Origin of the sequence: Streptomyces sp. ISL-1 (assembly GCF_018614585.1) — a bacterium.
In the GTDB taxonomy this organism is placed as follows: domain Bacteria; phylum Actinomycetota; class Actinomycetes; order Streptomycetales; family Streptomycetaceae; genus Streptomyces; species Streptomyces maoxianensis.
The window spans coordinates 1-24256 of the sequence record NZ_JAGGOI010000042.1 but is presented as its reverse complement, the minus strand read 5'-3'; the positions used below and the strand labels follow the sequence as shown (position 1 = coordinate 24256).

Below are 24256 nucleotides of genomic sequence, written 5' to 3'. Positions count from 1 at the left end.
ACACGCACAGGACCCCGGCCATCACATGGCCGCGGTCCTCTGCTGCCCAAGATCATTCCTTAGCGCTAACGGCTGTGTTCAGCGCCGCCAATTGCATCGGATGCGAACTCGCGATAGCCAGCGAATCGGCCCGTGGGGAAAGGGCAATCGCGGTATTGAGCTGCGGACTTGAGCGAGACCCTGGCGGGGACGATACCCGCGACGAGGGCTCCGCCGCGACCTGTACAGGGGGCTGACCTGTGGGTCCGCCGAGCACTCGCATAGGATGCGTTTTTCTCGCATCTGATGCGAGTCGCGGAAAGTGGTGAAGTGGTGAGCGGTTCGATACCGGGGGCGGCCGGGCTGCACCTGGTCGACGGGGTCGCGTTGCTGCGGCCGGAGGAACAGGTCTTCGCGGCGATGCTGACCGGGTTCGCCAACCAGCAGCTCGCGCGGAATCTGGCCCGGACGACCGTGGAGGGCCGGGAGAACACGGTCAAGGCGTTCGCGGCCTACGTGAACGCCTACCCCTGGCTCTGGACGCCGGCGATGGTCGACGAGTGGCTCGGTGACCTGCGCTCCTTGCGAGAGTTGAAGCGTTCAACGATCCGCTCGTACTCGGAGGCCGTGCGGGCTTTCTGCCACTTCATCACCGATCCCCTTTACGAGTGGACGGCCACCTGCGAGGAGCGGTTCGGCACCCACCCGGTGCAGGTGGTGCACGAGTGGAACACCGCGGTGCACGTCCAGGACAACGAGGCGGACGCGAAGAAGCGCGCGTTCACCAAGGCCGAGCTGCACGCCTTCTTCGCGCACTGTGACGACGAGGTTGCCCGCATCCGGGCCTTCGGCCGCAAGGGCTGGTTGCCCGCCTTCCGCGACGCGACGCTGTTCAAGACCGCCTACGCCTACGGGACGCGGCGCAACGAGACGCGGATGCTCGACGCCGCCGACTTCGGCCGCAACCCGCACGGCGGCGAGTTCGGAGAGTACGGCCGGTGCCAGGTCCGGTTCGGCAAGGCCAAGAAGGGCTCGCCGCCCAAGCGCCGCGGGGTGCTGACCGTGTTCGACTGGACCCCGGACGTCCTGGACGAGTGGTTCACCGAGGTCCGCCCGCTGTTCGGTACCGACAACAACCCGGCGGCCTGGCCCTCGGAACGGGGTCTGCGGATCGGATGCCAGCGGCTCAACTCCCGTTTCATCACCTATCGCAAGGCCCTCGGCCTGGACGACGGACTCGACTTCCACTCCTTCCGCAGGTCCTACGTCACCCACCTGATCGAGGACGGCTGGGATCCGCGCTTCGTCCAGGAGCAGGTCGGTCACGAGCACGCCAGCACCACATCCCTCTACACCTGCGTGTCCTCGGACTTCCGCACCCGCACCCTGCGGCGGCATCTGGACTCCACCATCGCCGCTGCCCTTCAGACCCAGACCGGGAGGCAGGCATGAAACGCAAGGTCGGCTACACCTGGCGGCTGCGCGAGGTCATGGCCCAGCATCGGGTCTTCACGGCCACCGAATTGGTGCCGCTGCTGCACGAACGCGGCATCGACCTGTCCGCCTCCCAGGTTCACCGCCTGGTCTCCGGAACACCGGAACGCCTGTCGTTGCAGGTCATGGCCGCGCTCTGCGACATCCTGTCCTGCACGCCGGCAGACCTGGTGGCCACCACCGCCGAGAACGCCGGCGTCCGCAAGACCGCCACCGGCGACCTGCCCACCCCGCCAGCGAACGTGGCGAAGCTGCGGCCTCGCGCCGCCCGGATCCTGCCCGACGCATGACCCGCCCCTATGCCACCGACGAGCAGTACGAACGCTGGTACATGGCGGAGTGCTGCCGCGGCGGCCGCCGCAGGCACAAGGCCGGCACCTGCCCGGACGGATACGTCTGCCGGACCTGTTCAGATCGTGCCGTCCGGACACGGGGCACCTGCCCGGGATGCGGTCAGGATCGTGCCCTCCCCGGACTCCACCCCGGTGACGGGACACCGATCTGCACCGCCTGCGCCGGCTTCTCCCAGACCTTCGACTGCTCACGCTGCGGCTTCGAGGGCAAGCTCCTGGGCGGACGGCTGTGTGAACGCTGCACCCTCACTGACCGCCTCACCGCGCTCCTGGACGACGGAACCAGCCGCATCCGACCCACACTTGTCCCGCTGTTCGACCTGCTGGTGGCGATGGAAAAGCCCAGAAGCGGCCTGGCCTGGCTGGAAATGCGACGCAACCAGCCGGGCAGCGCCTCGCAGCTACTGCGGCGGCTCGGCCTCGGCGAAATCCCTCTGACCCACGACGCCTTCCACGAACTCCAGCCCTGGCGGGCCGCCACTCACCTGGAAGAACTTCTGATGACGTGCGGAGCCCTGCCCGCCGTCGACAAGTACCTCTGCTCCTTCCAACGCTGGCTTCCCGGCCACCTGACCGACATCGCCGACCCCGAGCACGCCAAGACGATCAGGCTCTTCGCGACCTGGCACGTCCTCCCTCGGCTGCGGACCCGCGCCGAGCGAAGCCGCATCACACCCAGCGTCCGACGGTTCGCCGCCGAACAGGTCAAGTACGCGACCGCGTTCCTGCAATGGCTCGGCGAGCGCAACAGCACCCTCGCGTCCTGCGGCCAGATCGACATCGACGCCTGGTATGCCGAGAACACCGAACACAGCCGCACCTGCCTGCGAGCCTTCCTCAACTGGGCTATGCAGAGCCACCGCTGCCGACGCACCCTCTCCATTCCCGCGATGAAGGTCTCCCGGCGAGCCGCGCTGAGCGAGGACCAGCGCCTCGATGCCCTTGGCCGACTGCTGACCGACGCGGAGATACCCATGCGTCTCCGAGCCGCCGGAGTCATCGTCCTCCTTTACGCACAGCCCGTGAGCCGCATCGTCCGGCTCAGCGTCGACGACGTGATCCGTGACGGCGACACGGTGCTGCTACGACTCGGCGAGCCCGCTTCGCCCGTCCCTGCACCGGTTGCAGCCCTGCTCCTGGAGCACATCGCGAACCGCGACAACATGAACACCGCCACCAACCCCGCATCCTCCTGGCTCTTCCCAGGCCGCCGGGCGGGCCAGCCGTTCCGCCCCGACCACCTTGCCGCGCTCCTGAACGAGGTCGGAGTTCCGGCCGCCGCTGCCCGCGGCGCCGCCATCCGGCAGCAACTCCTCGAGCTACCCGGCCCCGTCGTCGCGGACGCCCTCGGCTACCACGACAAGACCACCGGCCGCCTCATCAGAGAGACCGGCGGGACATGGAGCCGATACGCTCCAGGAGATCACGCAAGGTCACCAACAGGCTGGGTTCCTCGGGGAAGCAGCGACATTTGAATACGAGAGCCCACAGGTTCCGAGGGCTTGAGAGCGCGTGAGTGCTTACTTCGGGGGCGCTGGGACGACTACCCCTGGCGGAAGAATTCCTGCACGTCGGCAGCGACAGCCGTCAGCTCTTCGCCAGCCTCAATCACTGTCGTCACAGTGCATTCCCAGCCACTGGAGAAGACCCCGGCTCGCAGGGTCCAGCTCAGATGCACGTGACCACCCGAGCCGAATGTCGCTGCCACGACCAGTTCGTTGTTGGTCCAGGACCGCTCGCCCTCCCAACCGCGGAAGTCGCGCGCAAGACCATCGAGGAACTCGGTCAGGTATCCCGCACCGTCCCAGGCAGACATGGTCACGGCCTCGATCCGTGCGCGCAGGCCGTCATCGACAGCCTCCACGGCGAATACGACCTCGAACTCATCTGTCCGTGACCAGTCGAACAACCGGATAGAGGGCGCTTGCGACCCCGCCCCCCGAACGACGAGCTCGACCTGCCCAGGAACCACCTCGATCAGACTCACCCACTGAGGATAAGGACGCCAACACGGCGGCGTCATCGCCATTACGACGCGGTGCTACTTCCCGTCAACGTTGAGGGCTCCACACCCAGATCCCCGCCAGGATGGTCACGGTCAGTAGTGATTCCGGAGCCAGGTTGATCAACTGGCGACAGTTGAATACGCGAGCCCACCAGTACCGAGGCCGCGTTACAGCCGTTGGCGCTAAAGAGGTCATCTCATTTGGCGGGTCGGTAGGCTGTCGGTCGTGGTGGGGATCGTTGAGCGGCTGGTGCCGGATGAGTTGTGGGAGTTGTTCCAGCGGGTGGTGCCGGAGGCGCCCTCGCGGCCTCAGGGTGGTGGGCGGCGTCGGCACGGTGATCGTGAGGTGCTGGCCGCGATCGTGTTTGTGGCGACGTCGGGCTGCACCTGACAGCAGCTGCCCGCAGCTTCGTTCGGACCATCAGGGGCGACGGCCCATCGTCGTTTCTCGGAGTGGACGAAGGTCAGGGTGTGGGCCAAACTCCACCGCGTGGTGCTCGACGAGCTCGGCTCCCGCGGCGAGTTGGACTGGTCGCGCTGCGCGATTGACTCGGTGAACATGCGGGCCCTGAAAAGGGGGGCCTGACAGGTCCGAATCCTGTCGACCGGGGCAAGTACGGGTCGAAGATCCATTTGATCACCGAGCGAACCGGTCTGCCCCTCTCCGTCGGAATCTCAGGGGCCAACCTGCACGACAGCCAGGCCCTGGTCCCGCTCGTGCAAGGAATACCGCCGATCCGTTCTCGCCGCGGACCTCGGCGCCGTAAACCCGGAAAGCTCCACGCCGACAAGGGATACGACTACCCCCACCTGCGACGATGGTTACGCGAGCGCGGCATACAGCAACGCATCGCACGCAAGGGAATCGAGTCATCACAGCGACTGGGACGCCACCGGTGGACCGTCGAACGCACCATGTCCTGGCTAGTCGGCTGCCGCCGTCTCCACCGACGCTACGAGCGCAAAGCCATTCACTTCCTCGCCTTCACCAGCATCGCCTGCACCCTCATCTGCTACCGCAGAATCACCAAATGAGATGACTTCTTGCAGGTCGTCTCAGTTGGGGCGACACGTGGGTCGGTCGGGCATGGAATAGTCGCTCGCGCGTGGGTCGGACCGCTCGCAGCTGGGAATGAAAGCGCACGGGACGCTTAGGCAGTGGGGGAGGTGTCGGTGAGCGGGAGACCGCGGTTGTGGGTGGCCGGTGGGCTGGTGGGGGTCACCGCTTCGGTGCTGACGTGCGGGCTGGCCGTGGTCGCGGTGGTGCTCGTTCCCGCGTGGTGGCCTGGCCCGGCGGTGGCCGTCGTTGCGGGTCTGTTGCTCCTTGGCGTGGGGTTCGCGCTGATCGCCGTGTGTTTCATCCGTCTTGGTCCTTGGCACTTCGGGGCGGCCGCGATCGTGGAGTGTCTGCTGGCCGTGGGGTTGCTGACGTTTCTCGACCAGGCCGTGCTCGACGTGTGGGGCAAGCCGCTGGAGACCGTCGTCACCAAGGCCGTTCGGCATGAGAGGAACGCGCCGACGGGAAAGGTCACTGGATCCTGGTGGGAGTGCTCGCTGGAGCGGCTCGACGGTACGGAACTCGAACGGACCCTCAGGGAGTCGGACTTCGTCCCGCTGGGGAAGGCGTGCCCCGCCGACGCGGAGGCAGGAGACCGGCTCGTGGTGTACGCGGTGCCCGCAGGGTTCGCCCCGCCGCAGACGAACGCCCCTGTCGGGGGTGTCTGGCTGGTCGTCGCGTTCACCGCTGCCGCCACGGTGGCGGCAGCGACGCTCACGTCTGTCGGAATGACTCGCGCGGGCGCGCCGAAAGCCGGGCGGATCCCGCGTCTCATACGGGGCCGGGCAGAAGACTCGCCGCCGGCCCGCACCTGAGACAGGCGGCGTGCCGCATTGCACGGCGGCAGTTCTTCGCGCACGACGGGGTCGGCGGTGACCAGGACGGCCTTGAGCTGGTTGACCGCCTGGGTGCGAGCCTTGACGGCGGAGTCCTTGGCGAGTTTGAACATCCGGGCGATCTGCACCGGCCCGTCGCCGGACTTGGCCCGGGCCTGCGCGCGACCGCTGAGCACGGCCTGAGCGGCGGCCTGGGCATCGGCCATGTCCGACTTCCCGCGCCGCCGGCGGACCGTACGGTCGGGCCGGTTCACCTCGAACACCTCGACATGCTGCGCCAGCAGATAGCGGGACAGCGCCGCACCGTAGCTGCCGGTCCCCTCCACACCGGCCCTACAAACTGTGCCCAACCGGCTGGCCCACTCCAGCAGTTGGCGATAGCCGGCCGCGGTGGCAGGGAAGGTTTCGGTGCCGATGACCGCCCCCAGATGGGAGACCGCGGCAGCGACATGGGCATCCCAGTGGGTGTCCACACCGAGGACGACCTCACCCGCAAGGGGCGGATGCCGACGGGCACGTGGGGTGCTGAGCGTATGGGTCATGGTCGTTCGCCTCCCGACCGATGGCGTGTCGAGTGGCCGCCACCGGTCCGCTCGGGCGGTCAGAACTGTGACAGCGCCTGGTTCACGGCAGGGGCGTACGGGGCGGGGACGTCGGGCGTATCGCGGCGTCGATCTCGGCGGTCCCACTCCGCCAGGTCCTGCTGCCACAGATGCGTACGAGGGCCAGTTGGGCGGCTGGGGGGCGGTCACCGTACGGGCGGGAGGCGCCGTTCGTTTCGCCGGACAGGACCGCGTCCTCCCAGGCGCACCAGTCAGCCGTGGCCTTCGCGCGTACGGCGGCGTCGGGGTGCTTTATAGGGCGGGCGTACGCCGCCACGATGTCGCCGTCGCGCGGCGTGCCGGGAGCGCCCGCGAGGAAGCGTTCCCACTGCTCGAGGAAGATGCGCCCGGCGCCCCGGTAGAGCCAGTCGATCTCCGAGCGCCGCGTCGTGGTGACGCTGGAGATGACGATCTCCGACACGTGCTGCGGGTGCTGCTCGGCGGCGTAGGCCAGGAGGAGCGTGGAGCCCCCATGAGCCGCCGTAGAGTAGCCAGCAGTCGATGCCGAGGTGTTTCCGCAACCGCTCCATGTCGGCGATCAGGTGATGGGTGGGCGAGATCAGCGAGGAGCAGATCGGGCAGGCGGACGCCGACCACATCTTGATCACGACCTTCTCCGGCGGCGAGGAGCGCAAGAAGAAGTTCCTCGCGAACCCGCTGTGGAAGCGGCTCAATGCCGTACAGAAGGGTCAGTCCCACGAGGTCGACGACGCCGTCTGGATGACCTCCGTCTCGCTCCAGGGCACCAATCTGGCCTTCGACGACATGGCGAAGGTCTTCAAGGTCGATCCGGCGAAGTAAGCGTCACATCACGACTGCCGGGCCGACGTCGGAGGTGTACGGAGAAGCCGTACGCCCCGGTGCCGGCCCGCCGCCGTTTCCGCCGCGGTCAGCCCGAGTCCTCCACCCTCCGCAGGCGCTCCGAGTCACAGGTCCGGGGACACGTCGAGCACGCCTGGGCGGCGTCGAAGGTGTAGTACATGCAGCAGCCGAGGCGTGTGCGGGTCGGGTGCCGCCGCCCGTCGCGGCCCGCCAGCCGGCGGAAGTCGGCGCCGCCGGGGAAGGGCGGAATGGCCTTCGGAAGCAGCTCGGTCGCGGCCTGGATCGCTCGGTCCTCCTGGTCGAGCATGCGGCCGAGGTACCAGATCCCGGAGACCAGGTCGTCGGCGGCCATGCCCCACAAGGCCCTTGGCCTGCGGCGTGCATGGGGCCCCACAGCCGCCAGTAAAGGTCCTACGTGGTCGGCAACGGCGGCGCGCAGCTCGGCGCGCAGCGCCTCTTCGTGTGCCACCACCCGGACACCGGGCATCCCGGCCGCCGGGTCGTCGGACAGGCAGGCGAAGTCGGAACCCGGGACGATCTCGAACGCAGCCGCCGCGACGTCGATGCGGACATCCTGCCGGGCGATGCGCGGCACGCGCCGCTCCAGGTACCAGGGGCCGCTCATCAGCAGACTGACGGACCAGAGGTAGTCGTGCAGGACGCGGGAGGCGGCGACGTCCCTGCGGGGCGTGTGTCTGTGATGTTCCCGGATGCGGGCGGCCTCGGCGCCGATGAAGGCGTCCAGCGCTTTCTCGCTCCGCGTCAGTTCGGCCCCGTCGAGGTGCGCTTCGGGTGCCACGGAAGCGATCCGCACGTTCAGCGCTTCGCACGAGGCCACGAGGTCGAGGTAGGTACGGGCGAGCGCGGAGGCCGCGGTCACGGCGGGGCCGGCTGTCGCGGTCCCTGTGGCCATGGTCATCGGCAGTCCTTCATGGAGCGGCACGGTAGCTTGGGCGTCACAAAATGAAAAGGTAAGCCTTACCTTAGTCGAGTGCCCACCCTGGCGATCAAGGGGTCGATTTCCGTGAGTCGCACGGAAGTTGATAACTTAGGGTTACCTAACTTGGGCTGCCGCCGAGGTCGAAGGCCGGTCGGTGCCTGCACCGCCGCCGACCTCTCCCCACGCCGCCCGTCCCCACGTCCTCGACTCGGAAGGGGTCACCGCCCATGCGGTTGTACCTGCTCGCACTGAACCCCACCGACTCGGTCACCGAAGGCTTCCTCCCCGCCGCCGCCCGGCTCGGCCTCAGCGTCACCGTGCTCACCGACCAGCCTCAGGCCCACCGCCGCACGTGCCCGGACATCGAGATCCTGGAGTGCGACGTACGCGACTTCCGCGCGGTCATCACCCGGATATCGACCCACCACACACCCGACGCGGTCTTCACCAACAGCGACCACCTGCAGACCCAGGCCGCCCTCGCCGCGGACTACTTCGGGCTCCCCGCCAAGCCCTGGCAGGCCGCGCTGCGCGCCAAGGACAAGGCGCACATGCGCCGCCACCTCGCCGCGACCGGGGCGGACAAGGTGTGGTCGACCGAGCTGGCCGCCGGCCAGGACCCGGCCGTACTCACCGGCCTCGACGTGCCGTTCCCGTGCGTCGTCAAGCCCCGCGAGGGCGTGGCCAGCGAGGACGTGGTGCTCGCCGACGGCCCCGAGGACCTCCTGCTGCGCTGCAAGGAGATCCAGGAGCGGCGCCCGGAAGCGGCGCTGGTCGTCGAGGAGTACCTCGCCGGTGAGCTGTACACCCTCGAAACGCTCGGCGACGGCCGCGTACGCCACGTCCTGGGCGGCTTCCACACCGAGCTGTCCCCGCCGCCGTACTTCATCGAGGAACGGCTTACCTTCGTCCCCGCCCACCCCGAGCCGGTCGTGGAGCAGATCCTCGCCCAGCTCGACGCCCTCGGCGTCGGCTTCGGCGCGTGCCACACCGAATTCGTGGTGCATGCGGGCCGCGCACGCATCATCGAGGTCAACTACCGTGCCATCGGCGACCAGTGCGACCTTCTCCTCGCTCAGTTGATGGACATCCCGCTCTTCGAGCACATCCTCCGTACGCACCTGGGCGAGCCCCTGCCCGCCGACCTGGGCGCCCGTAACGACGGCACAGCCCGGCTCGAATGCCCTTGCGCCGACAGGGCCGGCACGCTGACATCAGCCCCGGCGGCCGCCGATCTCGTCGTGGACGGTGTGAACCTGACGTACCGGCCGCTACGCGAGGTCGGCGAGTGGCACGATCTGTACCACACGAACCGCGACTACCTCGGCGTGCTCCGGGCCACCGGCACCGATCAGGAATCCATCGACCGGGTCGTGGCCGACTTCCTCGCCGCTCAGCGCTGGGAGTTCACCCCATGACGGTGACCACCACAGCCGTCGACACGAAGGCGGACCTGCTGCTGCGCGTGCTCGGTGCGCTGCTGCGCGAGGACGCCGCGGGCCTGCGCACCCGCTCCACGCCGGTGGAGCGGGAGGACGGCCTCTGGCTGCGGCTCGCCCACGACGCGGACGGTGACGCCCTACTGCTCCCGGTCGTCGAGGACGGCTTCCAGAGCACGTACACCGCGCGACTGCCGCTGCTCGTACGGGAGTCGGACGGCCGTGAGCTTGTGTCCCCCGACGAAGTCCTCGCCGCCCTGAGCGCGCACGCGCACCCCGCCGACCGGGCCGGCTTCGGTGCCTTCGCCGAGGAGTGCCGCCAGACCCTGGCCACTATGCGGCTGCACGCCCGCACCCGCGAGGAAGTCACCGGCCGTCTCACCAACCGCCACGGCGCCGACCCCGCCGACTGGACGGGCCTTGCTGGCGGCCTCGCACACGACACCCTCGCTGCCCGCCACGACCACCCGGTCTACCCCACCGCGCGAGGACGCTCCGGCCTGGACGAAGAGCAGCTGCGCGCCTACGCCCCCGAGTTCCACCCCCGCTTCGCGCTGCGCTGGATCGCCGTGCCGCGCGAGGCCCTCACCGTCCCGGGTGGCACCGCCCGGCTTCCCGACCGGTGGCCCACGCCGGCGATCCTCGGCCTCCCGGAGCTCTCCCACAGCCATATCGCCCTCCCCGTCCACCCGCTCACCGTCGGAGCGCCCCTGCACGAGGCACTGCGGGCGACGGGCCTCCAAGACCGCGCCGTGCTCGCCGACCACCCGTATCTCGAGGCCGTACCGACCCTGTCGATGCGTACGGTGGCTCTCGCCGCCGACCCCACCCTCCACCTCAAGCTGCCGCTCGCCACCGCCACCCTGGGCCTGCGCAACCGCCGCACCATCAAGCCGGGCACCCTCGTCGACGGCGCCGCCGGCCAGCGCCTACTGGGAACGGTAGTCGCCCGCGAGCCGCGCTTCCGCGACACGGTCCTGCACGCCGACGAGACGGTGTACGCCCACGTCGGGCACGAACTCCTCGCCGTACTCGCCCGCCGCTACCCCGCCGGACTCGACGCCGCCGTCGTGACGCCCATGGCCGCCCTGCTGAGCGAGGCACCAAGCGGCGGTATGGTGATCGACCACCTCGCCAACCGCTTCTACGGCGGCGACCCGATCGCGCTGCTCGACGCCTGCCTCACCCTGCTCTTCGACTGGCAGACCACGCTCTTCGGCTACGGCATCGCGCTGGAGTCCCACCAGCAGAACATCTCCGTCGTCCTGGACCGGGACGGGGACGGCCGAACCCGTCTACGGCTGCTGCTCAAGGACAACGACGGCCCGCGGATCAACACCGCCCGGATGCGAGAGACTCTGGGAGCCCACGCCCCGGAGCCGTCCGACTTCGACGACGCCCGGATCTTCGGCGAGGACGACAGGCCGATCACCGACCTGTTCACCACCATTACCGTCCACCTGTGCACCGGGGCCTACGCCTTCGGGCTCGCCCGACGGGGCCGCGCCCCGCTGGGGACGCTGCTGGACCTCGTACGCGACCGGCTCACCGAGGCCGTCGACCGGCTCGGTACCGGGGCTGGGGAGCCCGGTGGGATCCTGCGCGCCCATGTGCTCGACGCTCACGAGCTGCCGGTCAAGGCGATGGTCACCGCGGGAACGCTGCTCACCAAGGAGCGTTCGGGGGCAGCAGACATCAACAAGCACTACACCACCGGCCCCAACTACCTCCTGCGGGCGGCGATGGCACGATGAGCGCCCCCGCACTCCCCGAGCCCCCGGCCGGCCACGGGAAACGCCGCCCTCCGTCCCTGAACCTCCGCTCTCTCCGCATCCGCTGGAGCCGTTTATGTCGCTGACCGATTCGATCGGTACCACCCCCGTTTCCGCCACCCCCAGCGGACTTCCCACCGCAGACGACGCCGTGGCCCACACCCTCCTCAACTGCCTGTTGAGAGAGATGCCCGGCCCTGAGCACCAGACCGCCGTCACCGACGGCCACCTGCTGCTGCGTCTTCCCCGCCGCGGCGTACTGCTGCGCGTCGCCCTGCGCCGTACGTCGCTGCTGGGCGCGCACCGCTTCACCGGGTCGGTGCGGGAGCAGCGCGACGGCGACTGGGTGGCGGTGGACTGGCGGCGCCTCGCCGCGTACACGCAGGACGAGCTGTCGTCGCGCACGGGCGTGCGCAACGAGGAGTTCCTGGATCAGATCGCCTCCAGCCACCAGGCGGTCACGGTCGCGCTCGGCGTACGCGCCGCACGGCCCCAGCCGGGCGACGCCGTCGCGGACAGGCTCGCCACCTACCTGGCCTCCGAGCAGTCCCTGCTGTTCGGCCATCGCTTTCATCCCACGCCGAAGGCCCGCAGCGGCGACACCGCCTCCTGGCTGTCGTACGCGCCCGAGACCGGGGCCTCCTTCCCCCTCCGCCACCTCGCGGTGCGCGAGCATCTCATCGCGCAAGAGACCGCCGCGCGCGGCGCCGCCGACGTGCTCGACCGGCTGCGTTTCGACGTCCCGGCCGGCTACCGGCTGCTGCCCGCCCACCCGTGGCAGTACGAGATGCTGAGCGGTAACCCCGGGCTGCGCGCGGCCGTCGAGCGGGGCGACATCCTCGACCTGGGCCTGGCCGGGCAGCCGTTCGCCGCCACCGCGTCCGTACGCACCCTGTACGACGGCGACACGTTCCTGAAGTTCAGCCTGAACGTCCGCATCACCAACTGCCTGCGCAAAAACGCCAGTTACGAGCTGTCCGGCGCGGTGGCCATGACCCGGCTGCTGGAGCCGGTCCTGAACGACATGGCCACCCGCTTTCCCGGCAGCGCCGTGCTCCGCGAGCCCGCCTACCGAAGCCTGCTTCTGCCGGGGCCCGACGGTGCTCCGGACCGCGCCCTGCTCGAAGGCTTCGGCGTGATCGTCCGTGAGGGACTCTCGGCCCGCCTCATGCCCGCGACCACCCCGCTGCTCGCGGCGGCCGTCGCCGACGAGTACCCGACCGGTCCCGGCCACATCTCCCGGCTCCTCGACGGGGCAGGGCCCAAGACCGCCCTCGACTGGTGGTCGGCGTACCTGAAGCTGCTCGTCCCGCCCGTCCTGGCCGCGTACTTCGACCACGGCCTGGTCCTGGAGCCGCACCTGCAGAACGTCCTCGTCTGCGTCGACGAGGAGGGCATGCCCGCGCAGGTCCTCTTCCGCGACCTGGAGGGCACCAAGCTCGTCCCCGAGCACCACGCCGACGCCCTCGACGGGCTGCCCGCCGAGGTCGCCGGCCCCATGACGTACGACGCACAGTGCGGCTGGGACCGGGTCGTCTACTGCCTGCTGGTCAACCACGTCGCCGAGATGCTCGCCGCCGTCGCCGACCTGCATCCGCAGACCGAGCGCGCCCTGTGGGCCGAGGTCCGGGCCACCCTCCAGGCGTACGCGGACCAGTACGGCTGCCCGCCGCGGCTCGCCGCGCTGCTCGCGGGCGTACCGCTGCCCGCCAAGGCCAACCTGCTGACGCGCTGGAAACGCAAGGCCGACCGCGAAGCCGGTTACGTCCGCCTACCCTCCCCGCTCGCCGAGGACGTGCTGTCCGAAACGGTCCATGACCACGACACCTGGAGCGACGCCCGATGACCGCCCCCACCGCCGCGGTGCGTGACCGCGTCATCTCCCTGCCCGCCGACGAGCTCCCGGCGTACGTCTACGACCTGGCGGCGCTGCGCGAGCACGCAGCCGCCGTACGGACAGCCCTGCCCGAGCACGTCGAGCTGTACTACGCCGCGAAGGCCAACCCGGAGCCGGAGATCCTCGCCGCGCTGGGCCCGTACGTCGACGGCTACGAGGTCTCCTCGGGTGGGGAGCTCGCCCACGTCCGCAAGGCGGTACCGGGCCGCCCGCTGGCCATCGGCGGCCCCGGCAAGACGCCGGCCGAGATCGCCTCGGCCCTGGAACTGGGCGTGGAACGCTTCCACGTCGAGAGCGTGTACGAGCTGCACATGCTGGCGGAGCTGGCCCGGCGGGCGGACGCGAGGGCCGGGGTCCTGCTCCGCTTCAACCTCGCGGTGTCCGACGGCTCGCTGGCGGACAGCTCGCTGGCGATGGGCGGCCAGCCCACCCCGTTCGGCCTCGACCCGGCCGACGCCGACACGGTCGTCCGCCTGCTCACCGACGGCACGTACCCGCATCTGCAGCTGCGCGGCGTCCACGCCCACCTGGCCAGCGGCCTGCGCGCCCCCGAACAGTTCGCGGTCGCCGAATCCATCGTGACGTGGGCGACGGAGCTGGCCGCCCGCCACCGGATCCGCATCGCCGAGGTCAACGTCGGCGGCGGCATGACCGTCGACTACGCCGCTCCCGACCAGCGCTTCGACTGGACGGCGTACGGCGTCGGGCTAGCCCGCCTCGCAGCCGCCCATCCCGCCCTCACCCTGCGCATCGAGCCGGGCCGCGCCCTGACCGCGTACTGCGGTTGGTACGCCACCGAGGTGCTGGACGTGAAGCACAGCCACGGTGAGGAGTTCGCCGTCGTCCGCGGCGGCACGCACCACCTGCGCACCCCGGCGACCAAGGGTCACGACCAGCCCTGCTCCGTCCTCCCGGTGGACACCTGGCCCCACCCCTGGCCCCGTCCGGCTGCCCAGCAGGACCGGGTCACGCTGACCGGCCAGCTGTGCACCCCCAAGGACCTCCTGGCCCGTCGCGTCCCGGCACCGGGTCTGCGCGCCGGCGACCGGGTGGCATTCGCCCTCGCGGGCGCCTACGCGTGGAACATCTCGCACCACGACTTCCTCATGCACCCCCGGCCCAGCTTCCACTTCCTCGATCGGACAGGGGCCTGACCGGCCCGTGGGACGGGGGCGAGGCGACTCCCTCGCCCCGTCGCGGTCGTTGTCACATCCGACGCGATATTGCTCGGTCGTGCGGTACATCCGCACCGCACGCTCCCGCAACTTCAGCGGATATTTACTCGGGGCAGCCATGGTCAAAGGTCCTCTCACGAGACCCAGCTGGCCCTCTGTCACCTCCCGCCGCATCTCGGGGGAACCTCACCCACGTTGTGACGGGGGGCACGCTCCACTACGTGCCAGGCCGGCATATAACTTTCCACTTCCGCTTCTCACGTCAGCGGGTGAGCATGATGATAGGAAAAAGCCGCCTCCTCTCACATGGCTCAGAGGCCGGGAGAGTCGTCAACGATTGAGCCAAAGTCAGGCCCCAAACGACTTTGGGCTTTTGAGTTCTTGTTGCCAGGGGTGCTCTGCGTGTTCTCGTAGCGGCGCGGTCTGCGGTGCGCGACCATACGGACGCCGACACAGGCACAATCATCGGCTTCATGCGCGAGGAAAGGTTCTCGTCGGCCACTAATCCCACGTTGCCTGCCGCGGGCCTGGCAGGCGTTCAGTCGACGGGCACCATGGCGGGCTACGAGCGCGGGTCGCAGTGCTCAACACCAGAAAAGCAAACAACGTCAAGAGCAAGCAACCAGCAGAAGGAAACACCAAGACAGGAAGAAGGACGGACGTGTCCGGCAGCGAAAGCGAGAACCCAGCAATCCCCTCCCCCGCCCCCACGCCGACTCGCCCCAAAACGAACCGGGACTGGTGGCCGAATCAGCTGGACCTTCAAGTTCTCCACCAGCACTCGCCTCAGTCCAATCCGATGGGTGAGGACTTCAACTACGCAGATGAGTTCACGACCCTCGACCTCGACGCGCTGAAGCAGGACGTCTTCGAGGTGATGACGACGTCGCAGGACTGGTGGCCTGCCGACTACGGCCACTACGGGCCGCTCTTCATCCGGATGAGTTGGCATGCCGCGGGAACGTACCGTATCGCCGATGGCCGGGGCGGTGGCGGCTCCGGCGCTCAGCGCTTTGCCCCCCTCAACAGCTGGCCGGACAACGTGAGCCTCGACAAGGCGCGCCGTTTGCTCTGGCCGGTCAAGCAGAAGTACGGCCGGAAAATCTCCTGGGCCGACCTTCTGGTCTTCGCCGGCAACTGTGCCATGGAATCGATGGGGTTCAAGACGTTCGGGTTCGGCTTCGGGCGAGAGGACATCTGGGAACCGGAGGAAATCTTCTGGGGGCTCGAGGACACATGGCTCGGAGATGAGCGCTACAGCGGCGACAGAAAACTCACCGGTCCTTTCGGTGCCGTGCAGATGGGACTGATCTACGTCAACCCGGAGGGGCCCAACGGCAACCCGGATCCGATGGCTGCCGCCAGGGACATTCGCGAGACGTTCGGGCGTATGGCGATGAATGATGAGGAGACGGTTGCGCTCATCGTCGGCGGCCACACGTTCGGCAAGTGTCACGGTGCGGTCGATGCCGAATACATCGGCCCGGAACCCGAGGCCAGCCCCATCGAGCAGCAGGGCCTCGGATGGAGGAACACCTACGGCAGCGGCAAAGGCGCAGACGCGCTCACCAGTGGGCTTGAGGGCGCATGGACCCCCGAGCCGACGAAGTGGGACAACGGGTACCTGGACAACCTGTTCAGGTACGACTGGGAGCTGACAACGAGCCCCGCCGGTGCGAAGCAGTGGACTCCCACGGATCCCTCGGCCAAGGGCACCGTGCCTGATGCTCACGATCCGTCGAAGAGGCACGCTCCCATGATGCTGACGACGGACCTGTCGCTGAAGATGGACCCAATCTACGGGCCGATCACGAAGAGCTTCCATGAGAACCCGGACAAGCTCGCGGTAGCGTTCGCCAAGGCGTGGTACAAGCTGCTGCACCGCGACATGGGACCCCTCTCGCGTTACCTCGGCCCGTGGATTCCCGAGCCGCAGCTGTGGCAGGACCCCGTCCCCGAGGTCGATCACGAACTCGTCACGGACGAGGACATCGCCGCCCTCAAGGGCAGGATCCTCGCCTCGGGACTGTCCGTCTCCCAGCTGGTCACCACCGCTTGGGCGTCGGCGGCGAGCTTCCGCAGCACCGACAAGCGTGGCGGAGCCAACGGGGCACGGATTCGGCTCGCGCCGCAAAGGGACTGGGAGGTCAACGACCTGCCCGAGGTGGCTGAAGTGCTGCAGACCCTTGAGCAGATCCAGCAGGACGTCAACCACTCACAGGCCAGCGGAACGAAGGTTTCACTCGCTGACCTGATCGTCCTGGGCGGGTGCGCGGCCGTCGAGCAAGCCGCTAAGAACGCCGGGCACCACATCGCAGTCCCGTTCTCACCGGGGCGCACGGACGCCTCGCAGGAGCAGACGGACGTAGAGACGTTCGCCGTGCTCGAACCCAGGGCGGATGCGTTCCGCAACTACCTCCGGGCGGGAGAGAAGCTGTCGCCGGAGACTCTCCTCCTGGACCGCGCCAACCTGTTGACACTGACCGCTCCCGAGATGACGGTTCTGATCGGCGGCATGCGGGCCCTGAACACCGGCTTCGGGCGATCCCCACACGGCGCCTTCACTCACCGGCCGGAGACATTGACCAACGACTTCTTCGTCAACCTGCTCGACATGGGCACGGAGTGGAAGGCGTCGACCTCGGACGAGAACGTGTTCGAAGGTCGGGATGGCGCCACGGGCGAGGTCAAGTGGACCGCCACCGCCGTCGACCTCATCTTCGGATCAAACTCGCAGCTCCGAGCCGTCTCGGAGGTCTACGCGTCCGAGGACGAGGGAGAGAAGTTCGCGCGTGACTTCGTGGCAGCGTGGGACAAGGTGATGAACCTCGACCGGTTCGACCTCGCCTGAGCCCGATGTCCCGGCCGGCCACTCATCGGCCGACCGGGACATCCTCGGGACCCGGGCAGCGCAGTGATGAGGGGTCCGTGAGGGCTCCACCCGCGACCACTTGGGCAACCATGCCGCACCCGGAGTCCGCCGTGCTCCCGGCTCAGCGCCCGGGGCGGCAGCTGTGAAGCGGCGGGCATTGTCGATGCACACCGCAGCACGTGCGCCCAGGTCGGCGGCAAGCCGGAGATCGGCGTCGTCGAAAGCGTGCGAACCATTCGTGCGGAAGAAGCCGGCCATGCCCAGGACCACTCCGCGGGCCGTCAGCGGAACGGCGATCAGAGAGCGCAGGCCCACTTCATGAGCGATGTCGGCGAGCGCCGAGCGACGGACCAGCCACGGATCATTCGTGTCGAGGTGGCGGACGAGACGAGGGCGCAGGTCCCCAGAGCCTGGGCGTAGGGGGTGTCGACCCACGTCAGTCTGGTCTCCCCGACCTCGTGAGCCACCGGGCCGCTGTAAGAACTGCTGTGATATCCCGCCCGTCGCACCGCCGCCCGGTCGAGTAGCGGCCCTGGAGGCGGGGCCTCACCCTGGTGCCGTTTTTCGCCCCTGATCCGGAGCAGGGGTTCACTTCGCGGGCCCGCCGCCAGCACTGAACCGGGCTGAGGTCCTGGTGTCGACCGGCCAGTTCCACAGCACACGACGGGCCCGACGGCACACCCCCAGCTTCTTGGCAATCATGCCCGACGTCGGCCTGCGGCGTTCTGGATGTCCGGGTAGTTGTCATCCACTGTCGGCGAGGGGGTGAGCCGGGAGGGTGCCAGAGGTGACGCCATCGGCCTTGGCTGCGTCGGCGACGGCCTCGGCAGCTGCCTCTGCCGCCTGCGCCGCGTCGGCGGCGGCCTGGGCACCCCTGTCGCCCGGGGAACTCTCGCGGGTGGCCGGTGATTGGGGCAGCACCTCGCTGAAGGCGCGGGACACGCCCTGGAGTGCGGAGGTGACCTCGCTGGGGATCACCCAGAATGTGCTGCCCGAGCCTTGCGCGAGTTGGGGCAGCATCTGGAGGTACTGATAGGCAAGCAGTTTGGGGTCGGGGTCGTTGCGGTGCACGGCCTGGAACACCTCGTCGATGGCCCGGGACTGGCCCTCGGCCTGGAGGATCGCAGCGGTGCGGTTGCCCTCCGCGCGAAGGACGGCAGACTGTTTGTCGCCCTCAGCGGTGAGTATTTGCGATTGGCGTTGTCCTTCGGCCCCGAGAATCGCGGCCCGTTTGTCCCGCTCGGCCCGCATCTGCTTCTGCATCGCGTCCTTGATGGACTGCGGGGGGTCGATGGCCTTGATCTCCACCCGGTTGACTCGCAGCCCCCACTTGCCGGTGGCCTCGTCCAGCACGCCACGGAGCTGGCTGTTGATGGTGTCGCGTGAAGTGAGAGTCTTCTCCAGGTCCATGGAGCCAACGACGTTGCGCAAGGTGGTGACGGTGAGCTGCTCGACTGCCTGGAGGAAATTCGCGATCTCGTAGGCGGCCGCCCGCGGGTCCGTGACCTGGAAGTACAGGACGGTGTCAATCTCGACGACCAGATTGTCCTCGGTGATGACGGGTTGTGGGTTGAAGGAGACCACCTGTTCCCTCAGGTCGATCACCGGATAGACGCGGTCGATGTAAGGGATGACGACATTGAGGCCGGGTTTCAGTGTGCGATGGTAGCGGCCGAGTCGTTCGACATTGCGAGCGCGCGCTTGGGGCACGATGCGTACCGCCCGTACCACGGTGAAGACTGCGAAAAGCGCGACGATCAGTCCAGCAACGAGGAACGCCGACATGGTTCACTCCCGGGGGTAGACGAGTGCGGTGGAGCCGCTGATCTCCATGACATCGACGGTCGTTCCGGGAGGAATCACCAGCGTCTCGTCATAAGCGCGGGCCGTCCATTCCTCGCCCCCGATGCGGACTCTGCCGCCCAGGCCCGTCACCTCCGAGACGACATACGCGGGGCTGCCGACCAGTGCGTCTACGCCGAATCGCGCCACCTGGGGCTGGAGTACATGGCGCAACGCGATGGGCCGCACGAACAGAATGCTGACCGTGGCGACGACGGTGAACACCAGGAATTGGAAGGGCAGCGGAAGTCCGACCCCGGCGAATCCCGCCGTGACCAACGCGGCCCCGGCCAGCATTCCAAGCGCAGCGGTGAGAGTGAAGATCTCCGCCACAGCCAACACTGCTGCGGTGATCAACCAGATCAGCCATAGATCCATTGCGTGCCTTTTCTGACTGGTGCGAGTGCGGAAAGGCTGACCCATCGCCCTCTGGCCGCCATAGCGGGACGGCTGCGTACCCCTGAGAAAAGAAACTGCCGAACGAGCGAAGCCGTACTGGCGCAACACACCAGGCAACTACTTCATACTTTTAGGGCTATTTTACCCGTTCCAAGTGAATTGCCTCTTCCGTGCAGACCCAGCGATCTAGCCTCCTCCGCCCGGACGGGCCGCCGGTCTGGCAGGTCAGGGGCTGGGAGCGGGGTAGGGGAGCCAGCGGCGGCGGCACGGCCCGCAGGTGATGGGCGGCCGTCTCCTGCATGGGCACTCTGAGCGGCTCGCAGAGCGGTATCGACCCGCCGGCCCGGGGCGCGTCGACGCTTCGGGCGGTCCGTCGGTGGGCGGTCGTCTCTGGTGCCGTGCGGGGGCGCGATTCCGCAGTATGAACACGGTGCGGCGGTGCGGTGTGAGTGCGAGCCGCGCGGTGGATCTCGTCCTGATGCTTCTTCGTGTCCTGCCAGCGTGTTCGCCACTCCCTGAGGCGCGGGTCGTCGCGCGCCACCTGTGGGGACGAGTCGGCGTGCGTGATCAGAGAGCGGACGAGAGCCATGGTGAAGTCAAGCCCGGGCACCCGCTTGCCGTTCATGACGTCGCCGATGGCGGACTTGGACAGTCGCGGCTCAAACCTTTCCGAGAGCTGAGCGATCCTCGCCAGACTGGGATCTCCACAATCGATCTTGAAGCGTCGAAGCTCGGCCGAGAAGGTTTCTGCGGGCGATTGATCAAAAGCTGGTTGCACCTCACCCCTTTCGTGCTGCAGGGGACAGGTCGCTCAGGCTACGTACCGGGCGCGACCGTGCCCCAGCCGACTGGTCGACTTGGGGACGACGCAGGACGGTTCTGGACGTCCGGCGACGTCCGCCCGAAGAGCCTGGTCGACCACCGCTGACCGAGCTCGTCCGATCCTCGCCCGATCGTGCGGTGCAACGGCGCCCTCGCTGCTGAGCTTCTGGCATGACCTCTATCGAGCCCAGCGCTCCCGACGCGGTCCTCCCCGCACCGCCCGCCGAGACCCCTCTCCCACCCGCACACGCGTCCTCGAACTCGCAGCGCTGATGGGCCTGCTGACGCTGACGGCCTTTGTGTACGTGATCGCTGGGCCGGCCGCCTTCGTGACGGTGAACGCGGCCACGACGACGCTCTTCGCGGTCTGGCGTGCCCGTCGGTGCGGGGGCCTCAGAGGTTGGGACGGTGTGTCTGCAATGCTGGCTCGGGTGTTCAAGACGGCTCACGTTCCGGCTCCATGCGAACGCCTGCCTCCGCGCGGCCACACGAGCAGCCCCGCCAGCGCCCTGAGCGCGCCGCCGGTCCACAGGACAGTCGTTGTGGGCAGGGAGCGGACGGTCAGTCCGCCGAGCAGTGCGCCGAGCGCGATCGACAGGTCGAGGCTCCTCCTTGGCTGGAACGACGGCCGTCGACTTCCGCACATCCCGGGCGTACGTTGCAAGTCGCGTCAAAAGGGAGCAATGCGCCGCGTTACCGCTCAGCAGTGCGCCACCACCTGGGGAGTCAGCCCTTCCTACGCACGCCGCCTCCTCGCCCCCCTGCAGGCTGTAGGCCGCGACCTGGAAACGGGAGCGCTCTTGTACGACCAGACCCAAGCCGCCGGCCTGGGAACTGGGCGGAAGGCGGGCCACCCCGGCGCGATCTCGGCCCACTTCCTGCACAGCGCCGACGGCAGCCGCGTCCTGCTGTACACCGGGTGGACCAGCGTCGAGGCGCACCAGGAAGCCGCCGAGGCCGGTCATCACGACGAGGGGCACGAGATCTTCTCCAGCACACCCGGGGTGCGGCCCACCGGCGGCGGGGGCTACCACCTTCACCGCTCCCTGTCTCTCCCCCGGCCATGACCGAGGCACCCGGCAGCGCACCGCGCGTCGCATCCACCGTGCAGGCAGTGGATCAGCACGGCACACTCTTCGATAACGTGAGGGTATGAGCCATCCGCACCCAGAACTCAAAGCCGCCCCGCCGCTGCCTGACGGAGGACTGAGGGTCACCGCCCTGGGCGGCCTGGGCGAAATCGGCCGGAACATGACCGTCTTCGAGCATGCCGGCAAGCTGCTGATCGTGGACTGCGGTGTGCTGTTCCCGGAGGAGAACCAGCCCGGCGTGGACGTGATCCTGCCCGACTTCACCTCCATCCGGGACCGCCTCGACGACATCGTCGCCGTCGTCCTCACCCACGGCCACGAAGACCACATCGGCGGCGTGCCCTATCTGCTGCGGGAGCGGGCGGACATCCCCGTCGTCGGCTCCAAGCTCACCCTCGCCTTCATCGAGGCCAAGCTCAAGGAGCACGGGATCAGGCCCCGCACGGTTCGCGTGCGCGAGGGCGACCGGCGCGGCTTCGGCCCCTTCGACTGCGAGTTCGTAGCCGTCAACCACTCCATCCCGGACGGCCTCGCGGTGGCCCTGCGCACCGGAGCCGGGATGGTGCTGCACACCGGTGACTTCAAGATGGACCAGTTCCCCCTGGACGACCGCATCACCGATCTGCGCGCCTTCGCCCGCCTCGGCGAGGAGGGCGTGGACCTGTTCCTCACCGACTCCACCAATGCCGAGGTCCCCGGTTTTACCACCTCCGAACGCGAACTGAACCCCGCGATCGAACAGGTGATGCGCACCGCACCGCGGCGGGTCATCGTCTCCAGCTTCGCCAGCCACGTGCACCGCATCCAGCAAGTCCTCGACGCCGCCCACCAGCACGGCCGCAAGGTGGCCTTCGTGGGCCGCTCCATGGTCCGCAACATGGGCATCGCCCGCGACCTGGGCTACCTCAAGGTCCCGCCCAACCTGGTCGTGAACGCCAAGGAGTTGGAGAAGCTCCCCGACCACCAGATCACCCTGGTGTGCACCGGATCCCAGGGCGAACCGATGGCCGCCCTGTCCCGGATGGCCAACCGCGACCACGCGATCCGCGTCGGCAAGGGCGACACCGTTCTGCTCGCCAGTTCCCTCATCCCCGGCAACGAGAACGCCATCTACCGGGTGATCAACGGCCTGACCCGGTGGGGCGCCAACGTCGTCCACAAGGGCAACGCAAAGGTGCACGTCTCCGGCCACGCCAGCGCCGGCGAACTCGTCTACTGCTACAACATCGTCCGACCCCGCAACGTCATGCCCGTGCACGGCGAGTTCCGCCACCTGCGGGCCAACGCCGACCTCGCCATCCGCACCGGTGTCGACCCCGACCGGGTCGTCATCGCCGAGGACGGTGTCGTCGTCGACCTCGTCGACGGCCGCGCCTCCATCACCGGCAAAGTGCCCGCGGGCAACGTCTACGTGGACGGCATGGAAGTCGGCGGCGCCACCGAAGCGTCCCTCAAGGACCGGGTCACCCTCGCCCAGGAGGGCGTCATCACGGTCGTGGCCATCGTCGACGCCGACACCGGCGGGCTGGCCGAGGCCCCCGACTTCCTGGCTCGCGGCTTCGTCCACGACGACACCACCTTCGAGCCGGTCATCCCCGTCATCGAGAAGACGCTGGCCACCGCCGCCCAGGAAGGCGTCGGCGACGCCCACCAGCTCGAACAGCTCATTGCCCGCGCCGTGGCCAACTGGGCCTTCCGCGCCCACCGCCGCAGGCCGCTGATCATCCCCGTCATCATCGACGCCTGACGCGGCGCCCCAACTCCCCGCTCCCACACCGGGGCGGAGCATGCGTCGCCACGCCGGCAACAGCCCCCGTGCATCCACGAACGTCAGAAAGGTGAACGGATGAGCCTGCGCTTGGAGGAGATCGACTGGCAACCGACACCGATCGGCGAGATCAGTCTGCGCCGACGCCGCCACCCGGTCTCGGGAGACGACGTGTACGAGGTGAAACTCGGCGACGAGTTCCTGATGTCCAGCCTCTTCACCACCGGCGAGATCGCGCTCGCTGAACTCGCCCTGGCGAAACTGCCGGACACCGAACTGGACGTAGCCGTCGGCGGACTCGGACTCGGCTACACCGCCCAGACTGCCCTGGACGACCCCCGGGTGCGCTCGCTGACCGTGATCGACGCCCTCGCCGAAGTCATCGACTGGCACCAACGGCACCTGGTGCCCCTCGGAGCCCGGCTCACGTCGGACGACCGCTGCCGCCTGGTCCACGGCGACTTCTTCGCGCTGGCCGCCGACCCCCGCGGCCTGGACCCCGAGGAGCCGGGCCGTCGCTTCCACGCCATCCTGCTGGACGTCGACCACTCACCGCGCCATGTGCTCCACCCGCGCCACGCGGCGCTCTACCAGCCCGCCGGGCTCCGCGCTCTCGCCGCTCACCTCCACCCCGACGGGGTGTTCGCCCTGTGGTCCAACGACCCGCCTGACGACCGGTTCACCTCCGCACTCACCGAAGTCTTCGCACGAGCAGCGGCCCATGTCGTCGACTTCGACAACCCCCTGCAAGGCGGCACCTCGACCAACACCGTCTACCTGGCCGGCAAGGCACCGAACACGCCGTAGGAGGAACTCGGCAGGCGATGCGGCTGCCGCTCACGTAAGGCAGAACACGGCTCGCCCCGTCGGTGGCCAGGTCCTCTGCGAGCAGGGCCTCGATCGCCGGGTTTTGGTCGTCGTCGCCATCGTGTCGCTCGCCCTGCCACACAGCCAAGAGGAACCGTTAGGCGGGGATCGTCGCCGTCTGCGCGAACTGGGTCAGGTCTAGTACTCCAGCCGGACTTCTTCATTCGTGCTGGTCAACGGCTTGGGCGTGGGGAGTGTAGCGGGCTGGAATGGGGGTGGGGCGG

17 protein-coding genes and 4 pseudogenes are annotated in these 24256 nt (G+C 68.6%); 14 read left to right on the top strand and 7 right to left on the bottom strand.

The genetic code is table 11. From position 1 onward, the window contains the following. Window positions 1–312: 312 nt before the first annotated feature. From J7E87_RS28655 to J7E87_RS28645, 3 genes are read left to right on the top strand one after another with little or no spacing between them, the layout of a single operon-like run. A complete protein-coding gene (locus J7E87_RS28655) occupies window positions 313–1431 on the top strand; it encodes a site-specific integrase (protein ID WP_308313109.1) in 1119 nt (372 codons plus the stop codon). Beyond that, complete coding sequence (locus tag J7E87_RS28650) at window positions 1428–1763, top strand: helix-turn-helix transcriptional regulator (protein ID WP_149823987.1); 336 nt, start codon at window positions 1428–1430, stop codon at window positions 1761–1763. Before J7E87_RS28655 ends, J7E87_RS28650 begins: the two co-directional genes overlap by 4 nt. Beyond that, window positions 1760–3301 (top strand): hypothetical protein, encoded by a 1542-nt coding sequence (locus J7E87_RS28645; protein ID WP_215097457.1) that lies wholly within the window; start codon window positions 1760–1762, stop codon window positions 3299–3301. Before J7E87_RS28650 ends, J7E87_RS28645 begins: the two co-directional genes overlap by 4 nt. A gap of 68 nt (window positions 3302–3369) precedes the next feature. Here the strand turns inward: J7E87_RS28645 and J7E87_RS28640 are convergent, their stop codons facing one another. After that, window positions 3370–3813, bottom strand: coding sequence for a DUF6228 family protein (locus J7E87_RS28640; RefSeq protein WP_215097456.1), 444 nt, complete (start codon window positions 3811–3813; stop codon window positions 3370–3372). Between the two features lie 253 nt (window positions 3814–4066). Here J7E87_RS28640 and J7E87_RS28635 point away from each other — a divergent pair. Further along, a pseudogene (locus J7E87_RS28635) lies at window positions 4067–4866 on the top strand (IS5 family transposase). 138 nt (window positions 4867–5004) lie between these two features. Further along, on the top strand, window positions 5005–5703 hold the full coding sequence (locus tag J7E87_RS36270) for a hypothetical protein (RefSeq protein WP_215097500.1): 699 nt from the start codon (window positions 5005–5007) through the stop codon (window positions 5701–5703). A gap of 68 nt (window positions 5704–5771) precedes the next feature. Here the strand turns inward: J7E87_RS36270 and J7E87_RS36265 are convergent. Further along, window positions 5772–6266: pseudogene (locus tag J7E87_RS36265) on the bottom strand (transposase); the annotation flags it as partial. A gap of 166 nt (window positions 6267–6432) precedes the next feature. Then, window positions 6433–6877: pseudogene (locus J7E87_RS28620) on the bottom strand (alpha/beta fold hydrolase); the annotation flags it as partial. Between J7E87_RS28620 and J7E87_RS28615 the strand changes: the two are divergent. Next, window positions 6876–7127, top strand: a complete 252-nt coding sequence (locus J7E87_RS28615) for a hypothetical protein (protein WP_215097499.1) — start codon at window positions 6876–6878, stop codon at window positions 7125–7127. The pseudogene J7E87_RS28620 and the gene J7E87_RS28615 overlap by 2 nt on opposite strands. Before the next feature lie 88 nt (window positions 7128–7215). On the opposite strand, the gene J7E87_RS28610 is transcribed toward J7E87_RS28615, so the two are convergent. Beyond that, on the bottom strand, window positions 7216–8067 hold the full coding sequence (locus J7E87_RS28610) for a (2Fe-2S)-binding protein (protein WP_215097454.1): 852 nt from the start codon (window positions 8065–8067) through the stop codon (window positions 7216–7218). Between the two features lie 248 nt (window positions 8068–8315). On the opposite strand from J7E87_RS28610, the gene J7E87_RS28605 reads away from it, so the two are divergent. The 5 genes from J7E87_RS28605 (at window position 8316) to katG (ending at window position 17222) form a co-directional block, all read left to right on the top strand. Then, window positions 8316–9506 (top strand): acetyl-CoA carboxylase biotin carboxylase subunit family protein, encoded by a 1191-nt coding sequence (locus J7E87_RS28605; protein ID WP_215097453.1) that lies wholly within the window; start codon window positions 8316–8318, stop codon window positions 9504–9506. Continuing rightward, window positions 9503–11281, top strand: a complete 1779-nt coding sequence (locus tag J7E87_RS28600) for an IucA/IucC family protein (RefSeq protein WP_215097451.1) — start codon at window positions 9503–9505, stop codon at window positions 11279–11281. Before J7E87_RS28605 ends, J7E87_RS28600 begins: the two co-directional genes overlap by 4 nt. Window positions 11282–11375: 94 nt before the next feature. Then, complete coding sequence (locus tag J7E87_RS28595) at window positions 11376–13145, top strand: IucA/IucC family siderophore biosynthesis protein (protein ID WP_215097449.1); 1770 nt, start codon at window positions 11376–11378, stop codon at window positions 13143–13145. After that, entirely contained in the window at window positions 13142–14350 is a 1209-nt protein-coding gene (locus J7E87_RS28590) for a type III PLP-dependent enzyme (protein ID WP_215097447.1), read from the top strand. Before J7E87_RS28595 ends, J7E87_RS28590 begins: the two co-directional genes overlap by 4 nt. A gap of 682 nt (window positions 14351–15032) precedes the next feature. Then, window positions 15033–17222, top strand: coding sequence for a catalase/peroxidase HPI (gene katG / locus J7E87_RS28585; RefSeq protein WP_215097444.1), 2190 nt, complete (start codon window positions 15033–15035; stop codon window positions 17220–17222). 192 nt (window positions 17223–17414) lie between these two features. Here katG and J7E87_RS35510 read toward each other — a convergent pair. From J7E87_RS35510 to J7E87_RS28570, 3 genes and pseudogenes are all read right to left on the bottom strand, one after another. After that, window positions 17415–17678: pseudogene (locus J7E87_RS35510) on the bottom strand (GAF domain-containing protein); the annotation flags it as partial. A gap of 309 nt (window positions 17679–17987) precedes the next feature. Further along, the gene (locus tag J7E87_RS28575) at window positions 17988–19028 is read right to left on the bottom strand and encodes an SPFH domain-containing protein (protein ID WP_215097443.1); all 1041 of its coding nucleotides are present in this window, start codon (window positions 19026–19028) and stop codon (window positions 17988–17990) included. Window positions 19029–19031: 3 nt separating this feature from the next. After that, a complete protein-coding gene (locus J7E87_RS28570) occupies window positions 19032–19463 on the bottom strand; it encodes an NfeD family protein (RefSeq protein WP_215097442.1) in 432 nt (143 codons plus the stop codon). Window positions 19464–20989: 1526 nt separating this feature from the next. Here J7E87_RS28570 and J7E87_RS36260 point away from each other — a divergent pair. The 3 genes from J7E87_RS36260 to J7E87_RS28555 all read left to right on the top strand — a co-directional run bounded on the left by J7E87_RS36260 (window position 20990) and on the right by J7E87_RS28555 (window position 23972). Continuing rightward, complete coding sequence (locus J7E87_RS36260; RefSeq protein WP_308313108.1) at window positions 20990–21373, top strand: antibiotic biosynthesis monooxygenase; 384 nt, start codon at window positions 20990–20992, stop codon at window positions 21371–21373. An 85-nt stretch (window positions 21374–21458) separates the two neighbouring features. Further along, complete coding sequence (locus J7E87_RS28560; protein ID WP_215097441.1) at window positions 21459–23144, top strand: ribonuclease J; 1686 nt, start codon at window positions 21459–21461, stop codon at window positions 23142–23144. 99 nt (window positions 23145–23243) lie between these two features. Then, window positions 23244–23972, top strand: coding sequence for a spermidine synthase (locus J7E87_RS28555; protein ID WP_215097439.1), 729 nt, complete (start codon window positions 23244–23246; stop codon window positions 23970–23972). The last annotated feature ends 284 nt before the right edge of the window (window positions 23973–24256 follow it).